The 17,339-nt window shown below is 61.5% G+C and carries 20 protein-coding genes and 1 pseudogene; 16 read left to right on the forward strand and 5 right to left on the reverse strand.

Annotated features, from left to right (window positions below; translation table 11 throughout):
• The first annotated feature begins 74 nt into the window (after positions 1-74).
• Complete coding sequence (locus DQG19_RS12350; RefSeq protein WP_116126575.1) at positions 75-1,346, forward strand: metal-dependent hydrolase family protein; 1,272 nt, start codon at positions 75-77, stop codon at positions 1,344-1,346.
• Between the two features lie 7 nt (positions 1,347-1,353).
• On the opposite strand, the gene DQG19_RS12355 is transcribed toward DQG19_RS12350, so the two are convergent.
• Positions 1,354-2,862, reverse strand: coding sequence for an ArnT family glycosyltransferase (locus DQG19_RS12355; RefSeq protein ID WP_116126576.1), 1,509 nt, complete (start codon positions 2,860-2,862; stop codon positions 1,354-1,356).
• Positions 2,859-3,641: a ParA family protein gene (locus DQG19_RS12360; RefSeq protein ID WP_116126577.1), complete on the reverse strand. Its 783-nt coding sequence runs from the start codon at positions 3,639-3,641 to the stop codon at positions 2,859-2,861. The genes DQG19_RS12355 and DQG19_RS12360 overlap by 4 nt, the downstream gene beginning before the upstream one ends.
• Positions 3,642-3,756: 115 nt before the next feature.
• Here DQG19_RS12360 and DQG19_RS12365 point away from each other — a divergent pair, with 115 nt between their 5' ends.
• From DQG19_RS12365 to DQG19_RS12425, 13 genes are all read left to right on the forward strand, one after another.
• Positions 3,757-4,068, forward strand: a complete 312-nt coding sequence (locus tag DQG19_RS12365) for a hypothetical protein (RefSeq protein ID WP_116126578.1) — start codon at positions 3,757-3,759, stop codon at positions 4,066-4,068.
• Complete coding sequence (locus DQG19_RS12370; RefSeq protein ID WP_116126579.1) at positions 4,055-4,723, forward strand: ATP-binding cassette domain-containing protein; 669 nt, start codon at positions 4,055-4,057, stop codon at positions 4,721-4,723. Before DQG19_RS12365 ends, DQG19_RS12370 begins: the two co-directional genes overlap by 14 nt.
• Positions 4,724-4,788: 65 nt before the next feature.
• On the forward strand, positions 4,789-5,673 hold the full coding sequence (gene map / locus DQG19_RS12375) for a type I methionyl aminopeptidase (RefSeq protein WP_232826511.1): 885 nt from the start codon (positions 4,789-4,791) through the stop codon (positions 5,671-5,673).
• A gap of 247 nt (positions 5,674-5,920) precedes the next feature.
• Entirely contained in the window at positions 5,921-6,139 is a 219-nt protein-coding gene (gene infA, locus DQG19_RS12380) for a translation initiation factor IF-1 (protein ID WP_099105792.1), read from the forward strand.
• Between the two features lie 36 nt (positions 6,140-6,175).
• On the forward strand, positions 6,176-6,292 hold the full coding sequence (gene ykgO, locus DQG19_RS12385; RefSeq protein ID WP_072010990.1) for a type B 50S ribosomal protein L36: 117 nt from the start codon (positions 6,176-6,178) through the stop codon (positions 6,290-6,292).
• A 17-nt stretch (positions 6,293-6,309) separates the two neighbouring features.
• Positions 6,310-6,687 carry a 30S ribosomal protein S13 gene (rpsM, locus tag DQG19_RS12390; protein ID WP_116126581.1) on the forward strand — a complete coding sequence of 126 codons (378 nt, stop codon included), beginning with the start codon at positions 6,310-6,312 and terminating at the stop codon, positions 6,685-6,687.
• On the forward strand, positions 6,687-7,085 hold the full coding sequence (rpsK, locus tag DQG19_RS12395) for a 30S ribosomal protein S11 (RefSeq protein ID WP_116126582.1): 399 nt from the start codon (positions 6,687-6,689) through the stop codon (positions 7,083-7,085). Before rpsM ends, rpsK begins: the two co-directional genes overlap by 1 nt.
• Before the next feature lie 109 nt (positions 7,086-7,194).
• The gene (rpsD, locus tag DQG19_RS12400) at positions 7,195-7,809 is read left to right on the forward strand and encodes a 30S ribosomal protein S4 (protein ID WP_116126583.1); all 615 of its coding nucleotides are present in this window, start codon (positions 7,195-7,197) and stop codon (positions 7,807-7,809) included.
• Between the two features lie 161 nt (positions 7,810-7,970).
• A complete protein-coding gene (locus DQG19_RS12405; RefSeq protein WP_116126584.1) occupies positions 7,971-8,972 on the forward strand; it encodes a DNA-directed RNA polymerase subunit alpha in 1,002 nt (333 codons plus the stop codon).
• Between the two features lie 212 nt (positions 8,973-9,184).
• Positions 9,185-9,724 (forward strand): 50S ribosomal protein L17, encoded by a 540-nt coding sequence (gene rplQ, locus DQG19_RS21650; protein ID WP_116126585.1) that lies wholly within the window; start codon positions 9,185-9,187, stop codon positions 9,722-9,724.
• 106 nt (positions 9,725-9,830) lie between these two features.
• A complete protein-coding gene (locus DQG19_RS12415; protein ID WP_116126586.1) occupies positions 9,831-10,859 on the forward strand; it encodes an LLM class flavin-dependent oxidoreductase in 1,029 nt (342 codons plus the stop codon).
• A gap of 41 nt (positions 10,860-10,900) precedes the next feature.
• Positions 10,901-12,097, forward strand: coding sequence for a multidrug effflux MFS transporter (locus DQG19_RS12420; RefSeq protein WP_116126587.1), 1,197 nt, complete (start codon positions 10,901-10,903; stop codon positions 12,095-12,097).
• A 15-nt stretch (positions 12,098-12,112) separates the two neighbouring features.
• Positions 12,113-13,495 carry a sodium-dependent transporter gene (locus DQG19_RS12425; protein ID WP_116126588.1) on the forward strand — a complete coding sequence of 461 codons (1,383 nt, stop codon included), beginning with the start codon at positions 12,113-12,115 and terminating at the stop codon, positions 13,493-13,495.
• A gap of 166 nt (positions 13,496-13,661) precedes the next feature.
• On the opposite strand, the gene DQG19_RS12430 is transcribed toward DQG19_RS12425, so the two are convergent.
• The 3 genes and pseudogenes from DQG19_RS12430 to DQG19_RS21660 all read right to left on the reverse strand — a co-directional run.
• Positions 13,662-14,804, reverse strand: coding sequence for a DUF819 domain-containing protein (locus tag DQG19_RS12430; protein ID WP_116126589.1), 1,143 nt, complete (start codon positions 14,802-14,804; stop codon positions 13,662-13,664).
• Positions 14,805-14,919: 115 nt separating this feature from the next.
• Complete coding sequence (locus DQG19_RS21655) at positions 14,920-15,375, reverse strand: TPR end-of-group domain-containing protein (RefSeq protein ID WP_410503629.1); 456 nt, start codon at positions 15,373-15,375, stop codon at positions 14,920-14,922.
• Between the two features lie 126 nt (positions 15,376-15,501).
• A pseudogene (locus DQG19_RS21660) lies at positions 15,502-15,699 on the reverse strand (TM2 domain-containing protein); the annotation flags it as partial.
• Between the two features lie 181 nt (positions 15,700-15,880).
• On the opposite strand from DQG19_RS21660, the gene DQG19_RS12440 reads away from it, so the two are divergent.
• On the forward strand, positions 15,881-16,297 hold the full coding sequence (locus DQG19_RS12440; RefSeq protein WP_116126591.1) for an acyl-CoA thioesterase: 417 nt from the start codon (positions 15,881-15,883) through the stop codon (positions 16,295-16,297).
• A complete protein-coding gene (locus DQG19_RS12445) occupies positions 16,284-17,297 on the forward strand; it encodes a YihY/virulence factor BrkB family protein (RefSeq protein WP_116126592.1) in 1,014 nt (337 codons plus the stop codon). Before DQG19_RS12440 ends, DQG19_RS12445 begins: the two co-directional genes overlap by 14 nt.
• Positions 17,298-17,339 lie beyond the last annotated feature (42 nt).

Here is a 17,339-nt window from a genome sequence, read left to right on the forward strand (position 1 = left end):
GTGCTTCCCAGGCTAACCTACAAATCTGACCGATGGCCCTGGCAAAGCGCAGGGATGTTAATACCTTCCCCGGTATGAAAGCGCTACTCACCCTGCTCCTCCTGTTTCCTCTGCTGCTCATCGGTCAGGAAGTGACCTACCTGCACTGCGGCCGCCTGATCAACGGAGAATCCGATGAGGTACTGACCGGAAAGACAGTTGTCGTAACCGACGGCACCATCACCGCGGTAGAGGACGGCTACACCCAACCGGCCGAAGGTGGCGAGGTAATCGACCTCCGCGACCGCACGGTCATGCCCGGCCTGATCGACCTTCACGTACACATCGAAGGAGAAAGCAGCCCCAATCGCTACCTGGAATCCTTCACCCTGGACCCGGCCGACGTAGCCCTCCGAGCTACCGGCTACTGCGAAAAGACGCTGAAGGCCGGCTTTACCACGGTTCGTGACCTGGGGGGCAGCGGGGTCAACGTAAGTCTACGTAACGCCATCAACCGCGGGTACATCCAGGGGCCCCGCATCTACACGGCCGAAAAAGCCATCGGCACCACCGGCGGCCACGCCGATCCGAGTAACGGCCGCAACCGCGAGCTGGCCTACGACGCCGGCCCCGCCGAAGGAGTCATCAGCGGTCCGGAAGAAGCCTACGACGCCGTCCGCCACCGGTACCAGAATGGTGCCGACTGCATCAAGGTGACCGCCACCGGAGGCGTGCTCAGCGTGGCCAAGGACGGTTCCGGCCCCCAGTTCACCCAGGAAGAACTCAACGCCATCGTGGCCGCGGCGAAAGATTATGGGATGACCACCGCCGCCCACGCCCACGGTACCGAAGGCATGAAGCGTGCGGTCATCGCCGGTATCAACACCATCGAGCACGGCAGCCTGATGGATGAGGAGGTCATGGACCTCATGATCGAGCACGGCACCTACTACGTGCCCACCCTGAGCGCGGGCAAGTTCGTCGCGGAAAAGGCCAAGGTGGAAGGGTACTTTCCCGCCATCATCGTACCGAAGGCCCTGAACATCGGTCGCGAGCTGCAGGCCACCTTCAAACGGGCCTACGCCCGGGGCGTACCGATCGCCTTCGGAACGGACACCGGCGTGAGCCCCCACGGCGACAACGCCCGGGAGTTCATCTACCTGGTCGAAGCCGGTGTACCCGCCCTGGAGGCGATCCGTTCGGCCACCGCCACCGCGGCCGGGGTGCTCGGTCGCGGCGATGACCTGGGCCGCATTCGCACCGGTTACGTAGCCGACATCGTGGCCGTCCCCGGTAACCCGGTCGATGACATCGCCACGATGACCGAGGTCAACTTCGTCATGAAGGAGGGAAAGGTGATCGACTGATTCGCCGCTATTGCCGCTCGAGGCCGAACCGGCGCTGACGGATAATGGCCCGACCCCGCACCTGCGCGCCGCCGCCCGCCGCGGTGCTGTCGCTAAGGGGGTACTCCACCAGGCGGTATTCGCCGGTGTCGCGGACCAGCGTCCAGCCCGCCTGCCGGAAGTAGGGAAGCGCCGTACTCAGTTCGCTCTCGTAGGCCTCGTCGGGTATCTGCAGGGTGGACGGGGCTACGTCAGCCACCCGCAAAAGGTCGTCGGGCCACGACCGTTCCACCTCTACGTAGGGGTACACCTGCACCCAAAAGAACAGTACGGTGAGCACTCCCGACAGCACGGAGCCGCCGATGGCGAAGTCGCGCCGTTCGCCGAACAACCCCAGCACGGCCAGCAGGCTGAAGATCCAGTAGGCCGCGCCCATACCGAGGGCCGCCCGAAAGCCCTCCCCGGGAAAGGCGATCGCGCCGCCCGCCAGCAGGACGACGGCCGCGACGAAGGCGAACACCAGGTGAATGACGGCGGTACTCTTGACCCAGTCCTTCCAGGGGTAGTTTTCCTCGCGGAAGTAGAGTTGCATCTGTTTGCCTGCGACCAGCGCCACCAGGTACATGAAAAAGAGTGACTGCGCCAGCAACGTCACCACCAGCGCCATAACCACGATAAGCGCGAACTGCTCGAACTGCCGGCCCTTGAACACGAGATCGCGGACGCCGCCCACCACCCAGCCGGCCACCGGCAACATGCCGAGCAGGCCGTAGTAGAGCAGATCGAAGGCGCGACTGTCCTCCTGCCCGTAATACCAGTAGGTATTGGCCCCCTGAGGACCCTGGATGGCAAGTACCAGGCAGCTGATCCCGACGGCGACGGCCGCCGGGGTCTGCCAGGCGTATTCGGTGCGCTGGAAAACGGCCAACACCACGAGCATCATGGAAAGCAGCAGGGTGGAGACGGGCGCGGCAATGGCCCCGAGCAGGGCAAACACCCCGAAGGCGTAGATCTTCTTGTGGTCGTCGGCGAGGCCGTACAGCAAGACCGACCAGAACATTCCCGAGTGCCCGAGCAGGGCGAGGGTATCGGCGGTAGCTACCTTGCCGAAGAAGGGTAGGAAAAAGGAGGAGGCGGCGCAGAGCAGCGCCAATTGGGCGGTCTGCTTACCGAAGAGCCGGCTGGTCCATCGGTAGGTAAAGAAGGCCGCCAGCACCAGCCACAGGGCGGAAAGCAGGCGGGGGAAGAGAAATTCGGCGTCGGTGGCCGGATCGATCGCCTCCCCGGGAGCCATGAGGGCGTGATTTATCGCGGCGGGCAGGTAATCGCCCCAGCCGGCATCGAGGGCCCGCGCCAGAGCGTATCCTTCCCCGCCGGGCCAGGCGGTAATCACGTCGAGGCGCACCACCAGGGCGGCCAGGAAGAAGAAGCCCACCATCCAGGTGAAGAATCGCCACCGGCCGGTGACGCCTGCCTCCGCAACGGTGGGGGCGGTAGCGGGGGCTACCTGGGGTTTACGGCGTTTTTTTCTGCTCACCGGGTAATGCGTTCGCCGTTCTTGATCAAAAATTCCTCGGCCAGGGTCAGGAAGTTCTTGGCCCCGCGGCTGCCGGCGTTGATCATCACCACGGGCAGGTGCATGTTCGGTGCCTCGCTGATGCGCGCATTGCGGTGAATGATAGTTTTGAAGGCCTCGTCGCCGAAGCTTTCCCGCACCCGGTCGACGACCATGTTGGCCAGGCGCAGGCGCTGGTCGTACATGCTCAGCAGGATACCTTCCAGTTCGAGGCGGGGGTTGAGCTGCTGCTGTACCAGCTTGATGGTATTCTGCAGCTTGGTCAGCCCCTCCAGGGCGAAGTACTCGCACTGTACGGGTATGAGCACGGAGTCGGCGGCCGTCAGGGCGTTGATGGTCAGCAGCCCCAGGCTGGGGAGGCAGTCGATCAGGATGTAATCGTAGTGGTTGCGCAGCGGCTCGGTGATGTTGTTACGCATCACGTCCTCGCGGCGGAAACGGTTGATCAGCTCCACCTCGGCCCCTACCAGGTTGATGCTGGAGGGCAGAATGTGCAGGTTGGGCGTCTCGGTTTCGTAGATGACCTCGTTGACGTCGAGGTCATTGATCATCACGTCGTAGATACTGGCCTCGACCTCATCGGCCGGGATGCCTACGCCACTGGTGGCGTTGGCCTGCGGGTCGGCGTCGACGATGAGCACCCTGCGCTCCAGGATCGCCAGGGAAGCCCCCAGGTTGATCGTGGTCGTGGTCTTCCCCACCCCGCCCTTCTGGTTCGCTATTGCAACTACTTTCGCCATTTGCGCGAAGGTACGTAAAAGCATAAATGGATAGCCGCCAACCAGAGGCGCGCGGACGCGGGTGCGGTGAACGGGGGCAGGAGAACGCCCGGCGGGTTAACGGTATCTTGCTTCCGTGGCAACCGGAATTTCGGCGGTACGGGTACTGTGGTGGTACGGCAGGGGCTTTCTGGCCGCCGGCACCCTGGTGTCCGCCTTCGTAGCCTCGGAACTGTACCAGTACGGGGCGGGGCCGCTGCGGCCGCTACTTTACTTTAAGGTTATTACCACGCTGATCTTCGGCTACTACGCGTACCGGCGGCAACGGCAGCACCGCTTTTTTTATCATAATATGGGATACGGCAGCGCGCGCCTGCTGGGGACAGCCGCGGCGGTGGACGGCCTCCTCTTCCTGCTGCTCGCAACCCTTGGGTATGTTGCGGGCTGATTCCATCCGTCTCAGCTACCGCCGTCGACCGGTGCTGCGCGACGTTTGCCTGCGGGTGGCCCCGGGCGAGGTGGTCGGCTTGCTTGGCCGCAACGGGAGCGGCAAGAGTTCGCTCCTCCGCATCCTCACGGGCCTGCAACGGCCCGACTACGCCTTTCTGGAGGTCGACGGACGGCGCCTGCGGTTACCCTATCGGGAGGACGGCCTCATCAACCTGTTGGATCAGGCGGGGACGCATCCGCACGCGCTTACCCTGGCCTGCCTGCTGATGGCCTACGGGCTGGAGTCGGCGACCTGGCTGGACCGCTACCCCGACTTCGACCACCCGCTGGATGTCCGATTCGGCACCCTGAGTGCCGGGCAGCGGCGGTTGTTCGGCTGTCGCCTTGTCCTCAACGCGGCCACCCGTTATACGCTGTTGGACGAGCCCTTCGCGGGCCTGTCGCCCCACATGATTGACGCGGTACTGACGGACATTCGTCGCCTGCGGAAACACAAGGGAATCTTGCTCACCGACCAACACTATGCGCGGGTGCTGGAAATGGCCGATCGGCGCTACTGCCTGATCGACGGCAACCTGCGCCCCTTCAAAACGGAGGACGAACTGCGCATACTGGGGTACCTGCCGTTCACCGGCGACGGGGGCCCCGGCTAATCCTGATATCCACTCAACCACCGCGGGTTCGCCGTGTTACCTACCCCTAAACCGAATAGAAAACTATGGCGAGGAAAGGCCGCAAGATGATCTACAAGACGCCCGAAGAGATCGAGCGCAGCCGCGCCGCCTGCCTGCTGGTGTGTGAGACCCTCACCGAGGTGGGAAAGATGCTCCGCCCCGGCATGACCGGACGGGAGATCGACACCTTCGCCGAGGAATTTATCCGGGACCATGGAGCCGTACCCGGCTTCAAGGGGCTGTACGGCTGTCCCTCTACCCTGCTGGTGTCACAGAACGAAGAGGTCGTGCATGGACTGCCCAACGAAACCCAGGTTTTCCGTGACGGTGATATCCTTTCCATCGACTGCGGTACGGTGGTCGACGAGTTTTACGGCGACGCCGCCTATACCTTCTGCGTCGGCGACGTCGCGGAAGAGACCATGGAACTTTGTCGCCGCACCAAGCACAGCCTCTATCTAGGTATCGACGCGGCCCGCGCCGGCAAGCGCGTGGGGGACATCAGCCACGCCGTTCAGCACTATACCGAGCGGGAATCCGGCTACGGGGCCGTCCGCGAACTCGTCGGCCACGGTCTCGGCCGCAGCCTGCACGAGGCGCCTGACGTACCCAACTTCGGAAAGCGCGGCCGCGGCCCCGTCCTCAAGGCGGGATTGATCATCGCCATCGAGCCCATGATCACCCTCGGGAAGCGCAACGTCGTCAGCCGCGAGGACGGCTGGACCATCATCACCATCGACGGTAGCCCCGCGGCCCACTACGAACACTCCATCGCCATCAGCCCCGATGGCGCCCCCGCCGACCTCATGAGCGATCACCGCCCCATTGAGGAAGCCATCCGCAACAACCCCAACCTCAAGTTCGTCGACAACATCGACGAGGAACTGGTGGCGGTTTATCAGCCGCTGGATAGCCCGGTGGCTCGGTAGGTACCGCTCCGGACGTCGTATGAGGCCTCCTGCGTCGGCGCGCATCCGATGACCTGCGCTGGCCCGGGCGCGCAGCGACCGGCAGGTGAGGCGAGCTACGGTACCACCGTACTACACTACCACCATACTACTACCCCACTATTTCAACCCTTTACCCCCGGCAGGCCTTTACTTAGTGAAATAAGCTTAAGAAACCATTTGGGCAGGTGAGAAAATAATCTTACCTTTGCCCTCCGAAATTTAAAACATGTCCAAAAAAGACCTGATCAAGCAGGATGGCGTGATTGAAGAGGCCCTCTCGAACGCAATGTTCCGCGTGCGGCTGGAAAACGACCACGAAATCAAGGCGACGATCTCCGGAAAGATGCGGATGCACTACATCAAAATCCTTCCGGGAGATAAGGTAGCCGTGGAAATGAGTCCCTACGACCTGAGTCGTGGACGCATCACCTACCGCTACAAATAACCCCGCCCGCTGCCGCTGGTTGTAAATCTCTTTACTATGAAAGTCAGACCCTCCGTCAAGAAGCGCTCGGCCGATTGCAAGATCGTCCGCCGTAAGGGCAAAGTGTACATCATTAACAAAAAGAACCCCAAGTTCAAGCAACGTCAGGGATAAGCTAAGCTAGAGTTACTATGGCAAGAATTGCAGGAGTAGATCTGCCGCGTAACAAGCGCGGCATCATCAGCCTGACCTACGTTTTCGGCGTAGGCAGCACGCGCGCCGGGGAGATCCTCGATCGCGCTAACGTTGATCACGACACGAAGGTGCAGGACTGGTCCGACGAGGACATCCGTACCATCTCCAACCTCATTACCAACGAGTATAAGGTGGAGGGTGATCTGCGTACGGAAGTACAGACCAACATCAAGCGTCTGATGGATATCGGCTGCTACCGGGGCCTCCGCCACCGGAAGGGTCTGCCGCTGCGCGGCCAGCGTACCCAGACCAACGCCCGTACCCGCAAGGGCAAGCGTAAGACTGTAGCGAACAAGAAAAAAGCGACTAAGTAATGGCTAAAAGACAGGCAGGCGGCCGCGTCGTCAAGAAACGTAAGGTAAAAGTTGATAACGAAGGACTGGCCTACATCCAGGCAACCTTCAATAACATCATCATTTCGATCACCAACAAGCAGGGTGACGTCATCAGCTGGGGCAGTGCCGGTAAGGAGAAATTCCGCGGCAGCAAGAAAAGCACCCCCTACGCCGCTCAGGTGGCTTCCGGTAACGCCGCGCGCGTAGCCTACGAGGCTGGCCTCCGCGTCGTCGAAGTGTACGTTAAAGGTCCCGGCTCCGGTCGCGAGGCCGCTATCCGCGCCATCGACGGTGCCGGTATCCGCGTAGCAAAAATCAAGGACGTAACCCCAATGCCCCACAACGGCTGCCGTCCTCCCAAGCGTCGTCGCGTCTAAGCACGACCGCTTATTCCCTCCGGGCTTGCCACCCTCCCGTGGTAAGATGCAACTCTGTCTCTCGTCCCGGAAGAGACCATTCAGCAACAACTAAAGACATCACGTCACTATGGCCAGATATACCGGTCCCAAGGCTAAGAAAGCCCGTGCGTTAGGCGAACCCATTTTCGGGTACAGCCGCGCCTTCGAACGTAAGAAATACAAGCCCGGCCAGCACGGCAACAGCCGCGGCCGCCGCCGCCAACCCTCCGACTACAAGCTTCAGCTGACGGAGAAGCAAAAGGCCAAGTACACCTACGGTGTTCTCGAACGGCAGTTCCTCAACCTGTTCAAGAAAGCCGCCGCCTCCCGGGGTATTACCGGTGAGTTGTTGCTGCAGTACCTGGAAGCCCGTTTGGACAACGTGGTATTCCGTCTCGGCCTGGCTCCTACCCGCCGCGCCGCCCGTCAGCTCGTGTCGCACCGCCACATCATGCTGAACGGCCGCCTCAATAACATTCCCTCTACGCAAATCCGCCCCGGCGATGTCGTGTCGGTCCGCGGTAAGTCGCAGGGCCTCGAGGTAATCCGCGATACCATGAACGGTAAGAGCGATGTCCGCAATCACGGCTGGCTCACCTTCAACCCGGAGAAGATGGAAGGAACCTTCCTCGATTACCCGGAGCGCGAGAATATTCCCGAGAAGATCAACACCCAGTTGATCGTCGAGCTTTACTCGAAGTAATTTTCAGACAGGGGTGGCCGCGGTCCACCACCGGGCTACGGCCACCCCTTCTTCGCCCTGATTCGGCTGCCCGCCGGTTGGGGCAACCTAATTTTTATAGTCCCGGTGTTGTTGCCCCGCCCTCCCCGCGGCCCAATGCACTCTAAGTCAGATAATAACGTATGAGCAGTATCCTAAATTTCCAGAAGCCGGACAAGATCACGATGCAGAAGTCGGATGACTTCCATGGCAACTTTGAGTTTAAGCCCCTGGAACCCGGATTCGGTCAGACCATTGGCAACTCGCTGCGGCGCGTGCTTCTGAGCAGCCTGGAGGGTTTCGCCATCTCCGCCGTCCGTATCGCCGGTGTCGACCACGAGTTCGGAACGATCCGCGGCGTCGTTGAAGACGTTGTCGAGATCATCCTCAACCTCAAGCAGGTCCGTCTCAAGCAGACCATCGAGAACGACGAGATGGAGGAGGAGAAGATCTACCTCACCCTGAGTGGCCGCGAACAGTTTACCGCCGCCGACATCGACGAGCACACCAATGTGTTCAAGGTGATGAACCCCGACCTGGTCCTCTGCACCATGGAGCCCTTCGTCAACCTGGAGGTAGAGCTCACCGTCACCAAGGGATACGGTTACATCCCGGCAGACGAAAACCTGCCCAAGAACGCCCCCATTGGCGTGATCCCCGTAGATGCTATCTATACCCCTATTAAGAACGTTGCTTACCGCGTGGAGTCCACCCGCGTAGGCCAACGCACCGACTACGAGAACCTGATCCTGGAGGTCAAGACCGACGGTACCATCCACCCCGAGGATGCCGTTCGGGAAGCCGCCCGTATCCTGATTCAGCACCTGATGCTGATCACCGACGAGCCGATCGAGTTCCAGAGCACCGGTGCCCGCGAGGAGACCATCGTCGACGAGCACATCCTGCACATGCGCAAGCTGCTCAAGACCAGCCTCGAAGACCTCGATCTATCGGTACGTGCCTACAACTGCCTCAAGGCCGCCAAGATCAACAGCCTCGGCGAACTGGTACGCTACGATACCCACGAGCTGCTCAAGTTCCGCAACTTCGGTAAGAAATCCCTCGTGGAGATTGAAGAGCTGCTGGTTGAGAAGGGCCTGACCTTCGGTATGGACCTCAGCAAGTACAAGCTGGACGAAGAGTAGTTAGTTCTGTAGTTCTGTAGTTCTGTAGTTCTGTAGACTACCATACTACAGAACTATAGAACTACCGTACTACAAAGCGGCTCCGCCGCCATCCCGGGTCATCCGCAAGGATGTAGTTTCTATGTAAACCACTCGGTAATTACCCCTCCCCCTCCGCGGTTGCCCGATCCGCATACGAGCGGGAGGTGCGTGTTGCCGGCAAATTTCCTGACATGCGTCACGGTAAGAAATTCAACCACTTAGGTCGCAAGACCGCCCACCGTAAGGCCCTGCTCCGCAACCTCACGATTGCGTTGATCACCCATAAGCGGATCAACACCACCCTGGCCAAGGCCAAAGCCCTGCGTACCTACGCCGAGCCCATCATCACCAAGGCCAAGACCAACGATACGCACAACCGGCGTACCGTTTTCAGCTACCTGCAGAACAAGGAGGCCGTAGCCGAGCTGTTCAGCACTGTGGCCGATAAGGTTGCCGACCGCCCGGGCGGTTACCTGCGCGTGATCAAGACCGGTTTCCGTCTCGGTGACGGTGCCGAAACCGCCATGATCGAGTTCGTAGACTTCAACGACGTCTACAACAAGGAAGGCGATAAGTCGAAGGGCCGTACCCGCCGCAGCCGCCGCCGTCGCGGAGGAAGCGGAAGCGGATCCAGCGCCGAAGGAAACAGCAACACGGACACGGGCGCAGCCGCTGCGACCACCGCTGCCGCCGCTGCTGCCACCACGGACGAAACCAAGGAGGAGGAATAAGCATTCCCCCTGCCAGAGACAAGCCCGGAACGCCCCGCGTTCCGGGCTTTTTCTTTTGAAGACAACTCTGTCCGGCTTTACAGGTTGGTACACGAAATATCCCGGTATGGAAATAGGATTTGACAGCTTCGGCTCCGCAGTACTCGACGAACGCACCGGCGACGTGCTCCACGCTGAGCAGTCCATGAGTGATCTGCTCGACCGCATCGTAATGGCGGATAAATCCGGCATCGACGTTTTTGGCATGGGCGAGCACCACCGGCCCGACTACTTCGACTCTTCTCCCGTGACGATCCTGGCAGCGGCGGCCGCCCGCACGGAACAGATCAAACTGTCCAGTGCGGTAACCGTACTCAGCGCGGCGGATCCCGTCCGGGTCTTCCAAAGCTTTGCCACCCTGGACCTTATTTCCCGGGGGCGTACCGAGATGGTGGTCGGTCGCGGGTCCTTCATCGATGCTTTTCCCCTTTTCGGCTTCGACCTGAAGGACTACGATGAGCTGTTTACCGAGAAGCTGGGCCTGTTGCTCCAGATCCGCGATAATAAGCGGGTGACGTGGTCCGGCAAGTTTCGCCCCTCACTCAACGACCAGCCGGTGTACCCGCGGCCGGCCCAGGATACCTTGCCGATCTGGCTCGGTGTAGGTGGCACCCCCGCTTCCTTTGCCCGCGCGGGTCGGCTGGGCCTGCCGCTGATGGTGGCCGTAATCGGCGGGGAGACCCACCGCTTCCGGCCCCTGATCGACCTGTACCGCGAGGCCTGGACGGAGGCGGGACACGATCCTAGCGGTATGCGGGTCGGTCTGCACTCCCTCGGCTACGTCGCCGAGACCACCGAGCGCGCGGTTGCCGATTTCCAGCCCGGCCACACCCGTACCATGAACAAGATCGGCCGTGAGCGCGGCTGGCCGCCCCAGGGCCGCCCCCAATTCGACGCCCAGGCGGGTCCGCGGGGAGCCCTGCTGGTAGGTGGCCCGGAAGAGGTGGCGGAAAAGATTCTCCGCCATTCCGAAGCCCTCGGAGGTATTGATCGCCTTACCTTTCAGATGGACAGCGCCGAATTGTCCCATGAACAACGGCTGCGGGCCATCGAACTGATCGGCCGGGAAGTTGCCCCCCGAGTTAAGGCCGGCTAAGTACCTCCGCCGGCCCCCTGTTTACGTTTTACCCCTACCCCATGCCAGATCCCAAAGAAAACCGCTTCCTACTCATTCTGGTGCTCGGATCGCTGACGACCATCGGGCCGCTGTCGATCGACATGTACCTGCCCGCCTTCGCGGGAATCGCGCGGGATATGGACACGGAGATCAGTCGGGTATCGCTGTCGCTGTCGAGCTTCTTCGTCGGTCTGGCCATCGGTCAGCTCATCTACGGTCCGCTGCTGGAGCGCTTCGGTCGCAAGCGGCCCATGTACATCGGCCTGCTGATCTACGCGGCCAGTTCGGTGGCCTGTGCGCTGACCACTTCGGTGGAGGCGCTGATTCTCTTCCGATTCTTTCAGGCCCTAGGTGCTTGCGGGGGACTGGTCGCTTCGCGTGCCATCGTGCGTGACCTCTTCGAAACCAAAGAGATGGCCAAGGTTTTCTCCTTGCTGATGATGGTCATCGCCGTCTCCCCCATCATCGCGCCGACCCTCGGGGGGTTCGTGACCACCGCCTTCGGCTGGCAGTACGTGTTTGCCATCCTGGCGGGAATGTCCCTGCTCATCCTTACCGGCGGCTACCTGCTGCTGTCCGGGTACGACCGCATCAACAAAGAGTATTCCCTGCGTCCGCGGGCTATCTTTCGCAACTACTGGTCCATCCTTACCGACGGACACTTCATCCTGTACGCCATGACCGGAGCCTTCTCCTCCGCCGGGCTATACGCCTACATCAGCGGTTCTCCTCACCTCTACCTCGAGCTGTTTGGTATTTCGGAGCAGGAATACGGCATTGTGTTCGCGATCATCGCGGCGGGCCTGGTGACGGCAACCCAGCTTAACAACCGCGTACTGAAGAACCGCTCGAGTGAGCGTATCGTGCATCTGGCGCTCCTAGGGCAGTGCGCGGCGGCTCTCCTGCTGTTGGTAGACGTTCTGGTCGGCTACAGCGGCCTGTACGTGACCACGGCCCTGATCTTCAGCTACCTGTTCTGCCTGGGCTTCATTTTCCCCAATGCTTCCGCGCTGTCGCTGGACACAATGCGCCACACCGCCGGCAGTGCATCGGCCCTGATGGGGTCGGTCCAGATGGCCGTCGGCGCGCTGGGCTCGGCGGTGGTGGGCGTCCTGCAGGGCGACAGTCCCCTGGCCATGGTGGGCACCATGACCTTCTGCGGTCTGTTTGCCCTGGGGTTGCTGACCATGGGCAGTCGGAGATTGGCGCTGGCGTAGGGTATCTTTCCGGCCATGTCTATTCGTTTCTCCCGCCTCGGCCACGTACTCGCCTCGGCCAGCGCCGCCATCGGCGTAGCCAACCTTGTGATCTTTCCCTACCGGGTCCACTACTTCGGGGGCAGCGCCTATATTCTTATGTTCGTTTTGTTCACCCTGCTGCTCGGCATTCCGCTGATGGTCCTGGAGAACGCGATGGGCAAGCGCCGGGGCACGGACGCCACGGAGGCATTCGAATGGCCGGGTGCCTCCCGCAACTGGCAACTGGTGGCGTGGCTGGGCATACTCACCGCGATCATGGTGGCCTCCTTTTACCTGGTCCTCGCGGGGTGGACGCTGGAGTACGTGTGGAAGTACCTTACCGATTACGCTACCGTAGCCGCGACCCCCGCCGCGCCGGCCTTCGGCGAGTCGATCGGTACGATTCCCCGTGCCCTACTGTTTACCGGCCTATTCACGGCCCTTGTCTCCCTGGTTTGCTCACGGGAGCTGCACCGGGGTATCGAGCGGCTCAGTCGGTTCGCCATGCCCGTGCTGGCCGTACTCCTGGTATTCCTGATCGTCTCTCTGCCGATCCTGCGCCCCGCCGCAGTAGACTACGCCAATCTGTTCAAGTTCGACTGGCGGGGATTGCTGATCCCCACCGAATCGGGCGAGCTCGGGATACTCCACGCTCTCGGTCAGGCATTTTTCAGTCTGGGACTCGGCGCGGTATCCATGCTGACCTTCGCCGCCCACGCCGACCGGGACACGAACGTACTGCGCGCCGCGCCGCAGATCGTGCACCTCGACACCGTGGTCGCGATACTTGGTGCGCTCCTGGTGGTCCCCCTGCTGGGCGACGTGGAGGGGGCGGTATACGGCGGTCCACCGCTGGTCTTCATCAACCTGGTAGAGATTTTCAAGACGTACGGCGCCGCGGCGCAGTGGGTCGGGCTGCTCTTTTTCTTTCTGCTGGGCGTGGCGATCCTTACCTCGGCGGTGTCGCTGTTCGAGCCGGCGCTCCGCACGATGACCGAGCGCTTCGGCTGGAAACGGAGTTGGGGCGGTCCCGTCATCGGCGCGCTGGTGTTCGTGCTGGCGGTACCGGTGGTCAGCTCCTGCTCCTCCGACGGACCGGCGTGGCTGACCAACTTTGCCGGCATGGGAGACCCCTTGCTGGGGTACTTTAATTTTCTGCTGGAGTGGTTCGGCAGCATTTCCCTGCTGGTCGGGGAATTGCTGCTGTGCTGGTTCCTGCTGCGGGTGTGGGGGCTGCCGGCGCTGTTCGAGGAACTGGCCTACGGCGGGCATCCGGTCACGGCCGCAGACCGGCGGCGGCTTACGCTGGAGTTTCGCTACGTGATTCCGGTGGGCATCGGGCTCTTGCTGCTGGCCAAGGTATGGACGTTGTTGTAGGGGAGAGCGGTAGGGATGCGGAGTTAGTGATTCCGCCCTATTTTGATGAGAAACGTCGGGCGTGGGCTGCGCGCTCGGAGAGCGCGGGCTACTGCGCAGCCGGAAGCAGCATCGTACTGCGCAGCCGGGGGCAGCGTTGTACTGCGCTGCCGACGGTAGCTCCGTATCAGGCGAGGCCGGCGACCAGGAATCCGAGGTAGGTGCCCAGCCCGTTGCCGAGGGCTCCGACCAGGATACCGGGGAGGTAGAGGTCCATGCGATCGAGACTCTTGGCCAGGGCCAGCGCTGAGGAGGAGCCCCCAATGTTGGCTTGAGAGGCGACGGCGGCCACATCCGGGTCCAGTTTGAACAGGGTGGTCACTCCAAAGACCAGCGTACCGTGTATTAGGACGATTACCGTAACGAGCGCCAGTAGCGCCCACGCCAGGTCACCAATCTGCCCGAGGGCCGCCAGATCGCAGAAGGCCCCGATAACCGCCAGAAAGAGGTAAACGAAGAATAAGCCCAGGACCTGTCCACCCTCCAGCCGGTGGAAGTACGGCAGCTGGGCCAGCACGAGTGCGAGACTGGTCAGGACGAGGATCGAGGGCACGTCGTAGCCCAGGTCGGCCAGCCAGAGCGTGATCGCGTCCGCAGCGGCCAGGCTGAGGAAGCCCACTCCGAGCAGTATTCCCAGGGATAGCACGCTCACCGACTCGCTTTCCCGTTCCACGTCGTCGTCAACCGCTACTGCCCGACGGACTTCCCCGGTCCCCCACCTCCGCAGCACCAGCGGTACCGCCAGCGTGATGACCATCCACACCGCCGTGATGATGTTGTCCACGGCCGTCATACCGGCGTAGAGGACGCCCTCCCGCATCATGTCGTAGTGGATGGCAATGGCGTTGTAGTTGACGCTGCCCCCCGTGTACGTGCCGGTGAACATACCGCTGATGGCGGGGTAGAATTCCCCGAATTGCCCGGGACCGTCGATTAGGTACATACCGGCCACCACGCCAAGCGCCGTGCCTGCGCTGCCCAGCAGGAACAGCAGCAGCATCGGGGCGCCCGCCCGCCGGATACTGGCGAGGTTGACATCGAGGAGCAGGTAGAAGATCGACAGGGGGGCCAGGTAGCGGAAGACGCCGTCGTATACCGCTGATCCCTGCGAGGCCGAAGGGATCAGGCCCAGGTTGGCCCACACCGCCACCACGATGATGACCACCAGCGCGGTACCCAGGTGCCGCAGCGGCGTACGCCGGACCAACCACTCCGCCAGCACCACGCTACCGCAAAGAATAGCGAGGATAAGGAGGGGGTTACTGGCCATACGCGTGGGGGGACCCGCGGGGTCCGATGGAGGAGGTGAGGAAACGTCTCCCACAAAATAGCGTACGGCGGTTACATTTCTCTATGCGCTGCCCGTCAGCACGTAGCAGACAGGACTAGGAGCGCAGGATTTTTTCCTTTTCCCGCTGGAAGGCCGCCTCCGAGAGGATGCCCTCTTCCTTCAGCCGGGCCAGGCGTTCGATACGGGTGATGAGGTCGTCGCTGAGTTCCAGGATATCGGGCTCGGCGGCGGCGGTGGCTTCGCGCTGTGGCGTGGGCGAGGGTCCGCTGGCGGGGATGCGGTAGCCGTTGGACTTGAAGGCCTGGTACTCCGGGGTGCTGCGCAGGAAGGCCAGGTGGTCGTGCTTTTCCATCTCGTCGAAGTCATAGAAGCCGTGCTCCAGCGACTGACTGAGGTGGTAGATGGCCGTGTCGGTATCCTCGTGGATAGAGTGAAGGCAGGCGAGCTTGAAGTGGACGTCGGCCTGCCGGGGGTCGACGTTGAGGGAGCGGCGGTAATCGTGAATGGCCCCCTCGAAATCGTAGTCGGCGTACTTGCGGTCCGCGCTGATGCGGAAGGGGTCCTTTTTCGGTCCGGAGGTTTCCGGAGCGTAGGCGGGTTGGGCGGGCGGCGGCTGGGGAGCGTTGTAGTGGTAATGATGGTGCTCCTGCTGTTGCCGGGAAGCCCAAACTTCGGGATTATACTTCCGGTCGAACTTCTCCTCGTCCTGGGTGAGAAAGACGATGCCGTCGATCATGGCGATTACCGTAGGGATCAGGGTCCAGAAAAAGAGGAGGTACAAAATGCCGAGCCCTTTCTGCCCCAGGTAGAAGCGGTGCACGCCCAGCCCGCCGAAAACGAGGGCGAAAATGCCGGCGGTGGTCTTGTTTTTCATACGTCAAAGGTCGCTGTGGGGAAAGATAACTCAAAATACATGCTCCGTATTTCGACCGACGGGCACCAGCGCCCGACCGGAGGGGACCTGCGCACCCGCACCGGGAATCGCCGGCAGCCCAACCGCATTGCCCCCCAACCGGTTACCTTGCACCCGCCCCCGGGCCAAAAACCCCCTCCGCATGCTGACCACCAAAACGACCCACCGCGTACGCTACGCCGAAACCGACCAGATGGGGTACCTCTACCACGGCCACTACGCCCTGCTGTACGAAATCGGGCGGGTGGAAATGCTGCGCGACGTAGGCCGCAGCTACGCCCAACTGGAAAACGAGGTAGGCATCATGATGCCCGTGATGAGCATGAACCAGCGGTTCGTGCGGCCGGCCCGCTACGACGAAGTGCTGACCATATCCACCAGCCTCCGCCACGTGCCCGACCGAACGATCACCTTCCACTTCGAGATCCACAACGAAAAGGGTAAATTGGTCAACGGCGGGTCGATCAAGCTCTGCTTCGTGGAGGTTGCTACCGAGCGGACGGTCTCCGCGCCCGAATACCTGCTACAGGTCATACGACCCCATTTTGAGCAAGCTTAACTTCGATTTCGCGGCCTTCAAACGTTTCTTTACCGAGCATCCCCTGGTGATCGGGACGACGAAGTATGCCAAGGAGAACAGCTTCATCGGCTTTCACGGCGTGCCCATCTACGACGTGGTGGTCTTCGTCATCAACGAGGCTACGCGCGACGATCTTTTCACCCGGGCCAACAGCGTGGCCTTCAGCATTTTTCTGGCGCTCTTTCCCAGTATCCTGACCCTCTTTACCCTTGTCCCCTTCGCACTGAATTTCCTGACCATCTGGTTTCCAGCCCTGGACAGTTTCAACATGACACTGTACGACGAGATCAAGCGGGTGATGCCGGGACAGGCGGGCGATATCGTTTTCGGCTTCGTACAGGAGATCACCAACTCGCCGAAGGTAGGCCTGCTGAGCTTCGGTTTCCTGCTGGCCATCTTTTTCTCCAGCAACGGGATGCTCTCGCTGATGCAGGCCTTCGAGAAAAGCTACGTCAAGGTATTCCGGCAGCGCGGCTTCTTCCGCAAGCGTATGGTGGCGGTGGGCCTGACCTTCCTGGTGGGCCTGTTCATCATCGCCAGCGTGATGTTCGTGATCCTGGGCGACAGCGTCATCAGTTGGATCAATTACTGGGCCAAGCTGGGCGGCTTCAGCCGCTTCCTGATCAACGCGATCCGGTGGATGACCATGCTCACGCTCTACTACGTCATTATCGGCACCCTGTACCGTTATGGCGCGGCCACCATCAAGCGCTTCAGCTACGTGAGTCCGGGCGTCACCCTCGCGACCATCCTGAGCCTGCTGACCTCCGTGGCCTTCAGCTTCTACATCGACGGCTTCAACCGCTACGATACCTACGCCAAGTTCTACGGGTCCATCGCCACCATCATCATCGTCATGCTCTGGCTGCAGCTGAACGCCCTGATCCTGATCATCGGCTTCGAACTCAACGCGGCCATTGCCGTGCACCGGGACCTGACTGCGGTGGAGACCAAGGATAACCTTGTAGAAGAAGAGTAGCAGTGGAGTCGGGTAGCCCAAGTCATCGGATGCGGCTGACGC

It is taken from the genome of Lewinella sp. IMCC34183 (genome assembly GCF_003390915.1).
Classification (GTDB): domain Bacteria; phylum Bacteroidota; class Bacteroidia; order Chitinophagales; family Saprospiraceae; genus Neolewinella.

Excerpts from the sequence above, each read along its gene's own strand:
- rpsK (WP_116126582.1), top strand. The coding sequence starts at position 6,687 with ATGGCTAAAAGACAGGCAGGCGGCCGCGTCGTCAAGAAACGTAAGGTA.
- DQG19_RS12405 (WP_116126584.1), top strand. The coding sequence starts at position 7,971 with ATGAGCAGTATCCTAAATTTCCAGAAGCCGGACAAGATCACGATGCAG.
- DQG19_RS12420 (WP_116126587.1), top strand. The coding sequence starts at position 10,901 with ATGCCAGATCCCAAAGAAAACCGCTTCCTACTCATTCTGGTGCTCGGA.
- DQG19_RS12360 (WP_116126577.1), bottom strand. The coding sequence starts at position 3,641 with ATGGCGAAAGTAGTTGCAATAGCGAACCAGAAGGGCGGGGTGGGGAAG.
- infA (WP_099105792.1), top strand. The coding sequence starts at position 5,921 with ATGTCCAAAAAAGACCTGATCAAGCAGGATGGCGTGATTGAAGAGGCC.
- DQG19_RS12415 (WP_116126586.1), top strand. The coding sequence starts at position 9,831 with ATGGAAATAGGATTTGACAGCTTCGGCTCCGCAGTACTCGACGAACGC.
- rpsD (WP_116126583.1), top strand. The coding sequence starts at position 7,195 with ATGGCCAGATATACCGGTCCCAAGGCTAAGAAAGCCCGTGCGTTAGGC.
- rplQ (WP_116126585.1), top strand. The coding sequence starts at position 9,185 with ATGCGTCACGGTAAGAAATTCAACCACTTAGGTCGCAAGACCGCCCAC.
- rpsM (WP_116126581.1), top strand. The coding sequence starts at position 6,310 with ATGGCAAGAATTGCAGGAGTAGATCTGCCGCGTAACAAGCGCGGCATC.
- DQG19_RS12425 (WP_116126588.1), top strand. The coding sequence starts at position 12,113 with ATGTCTATTCGTTTCTCCCGCCTCGGCCACGTACTCGCCTCGGCCAGC.
- DQG19_RS12370 (WP_116126579.1), top strand. The coding sequence starts at position 4,055 with ATGTTGCGGGCTGATTCCATCCGTCTCAGCTACCGCCGTCGACCGGTG.
- map (WP_232826511.1), top strand. The coding sequence starts at position 4,789 with ATGGCGAGGAAAGGCCGCAAGATGATCTACAAGACGCCCGAAGAGATC.
- DQG19_RS12350 (WP_116126575.1), top strand. The coding sequence starts at position 75 with ATGAAAGCGCTACTCACCCTGCTCCTCCTGTTTCCTCTGCTGCTCATC.
- ykgO (WP_072010990.1), top strand. The coding sequence starts at position 6,176 with ATGAAAGTCAGACCCTCCGTCAAGAAGCGCTCGGCCGATTGCAAGATC.
- DQG19_RS12430 (WP_116126589.1), bottom strand. The coding sequence starts at position 14,804 with ATGGCCAGTAACCCCCTCCTTATCCTCGCTATTCTTTGCGGTAGCGTG.
- DQG19_RS12440 (WP_116126591.1), top strand. The coding sequence starts at position 15,881 with ATGCTGACCACCAAAACGACCCACCGCGTACGCTACGCCGAAACCGAC.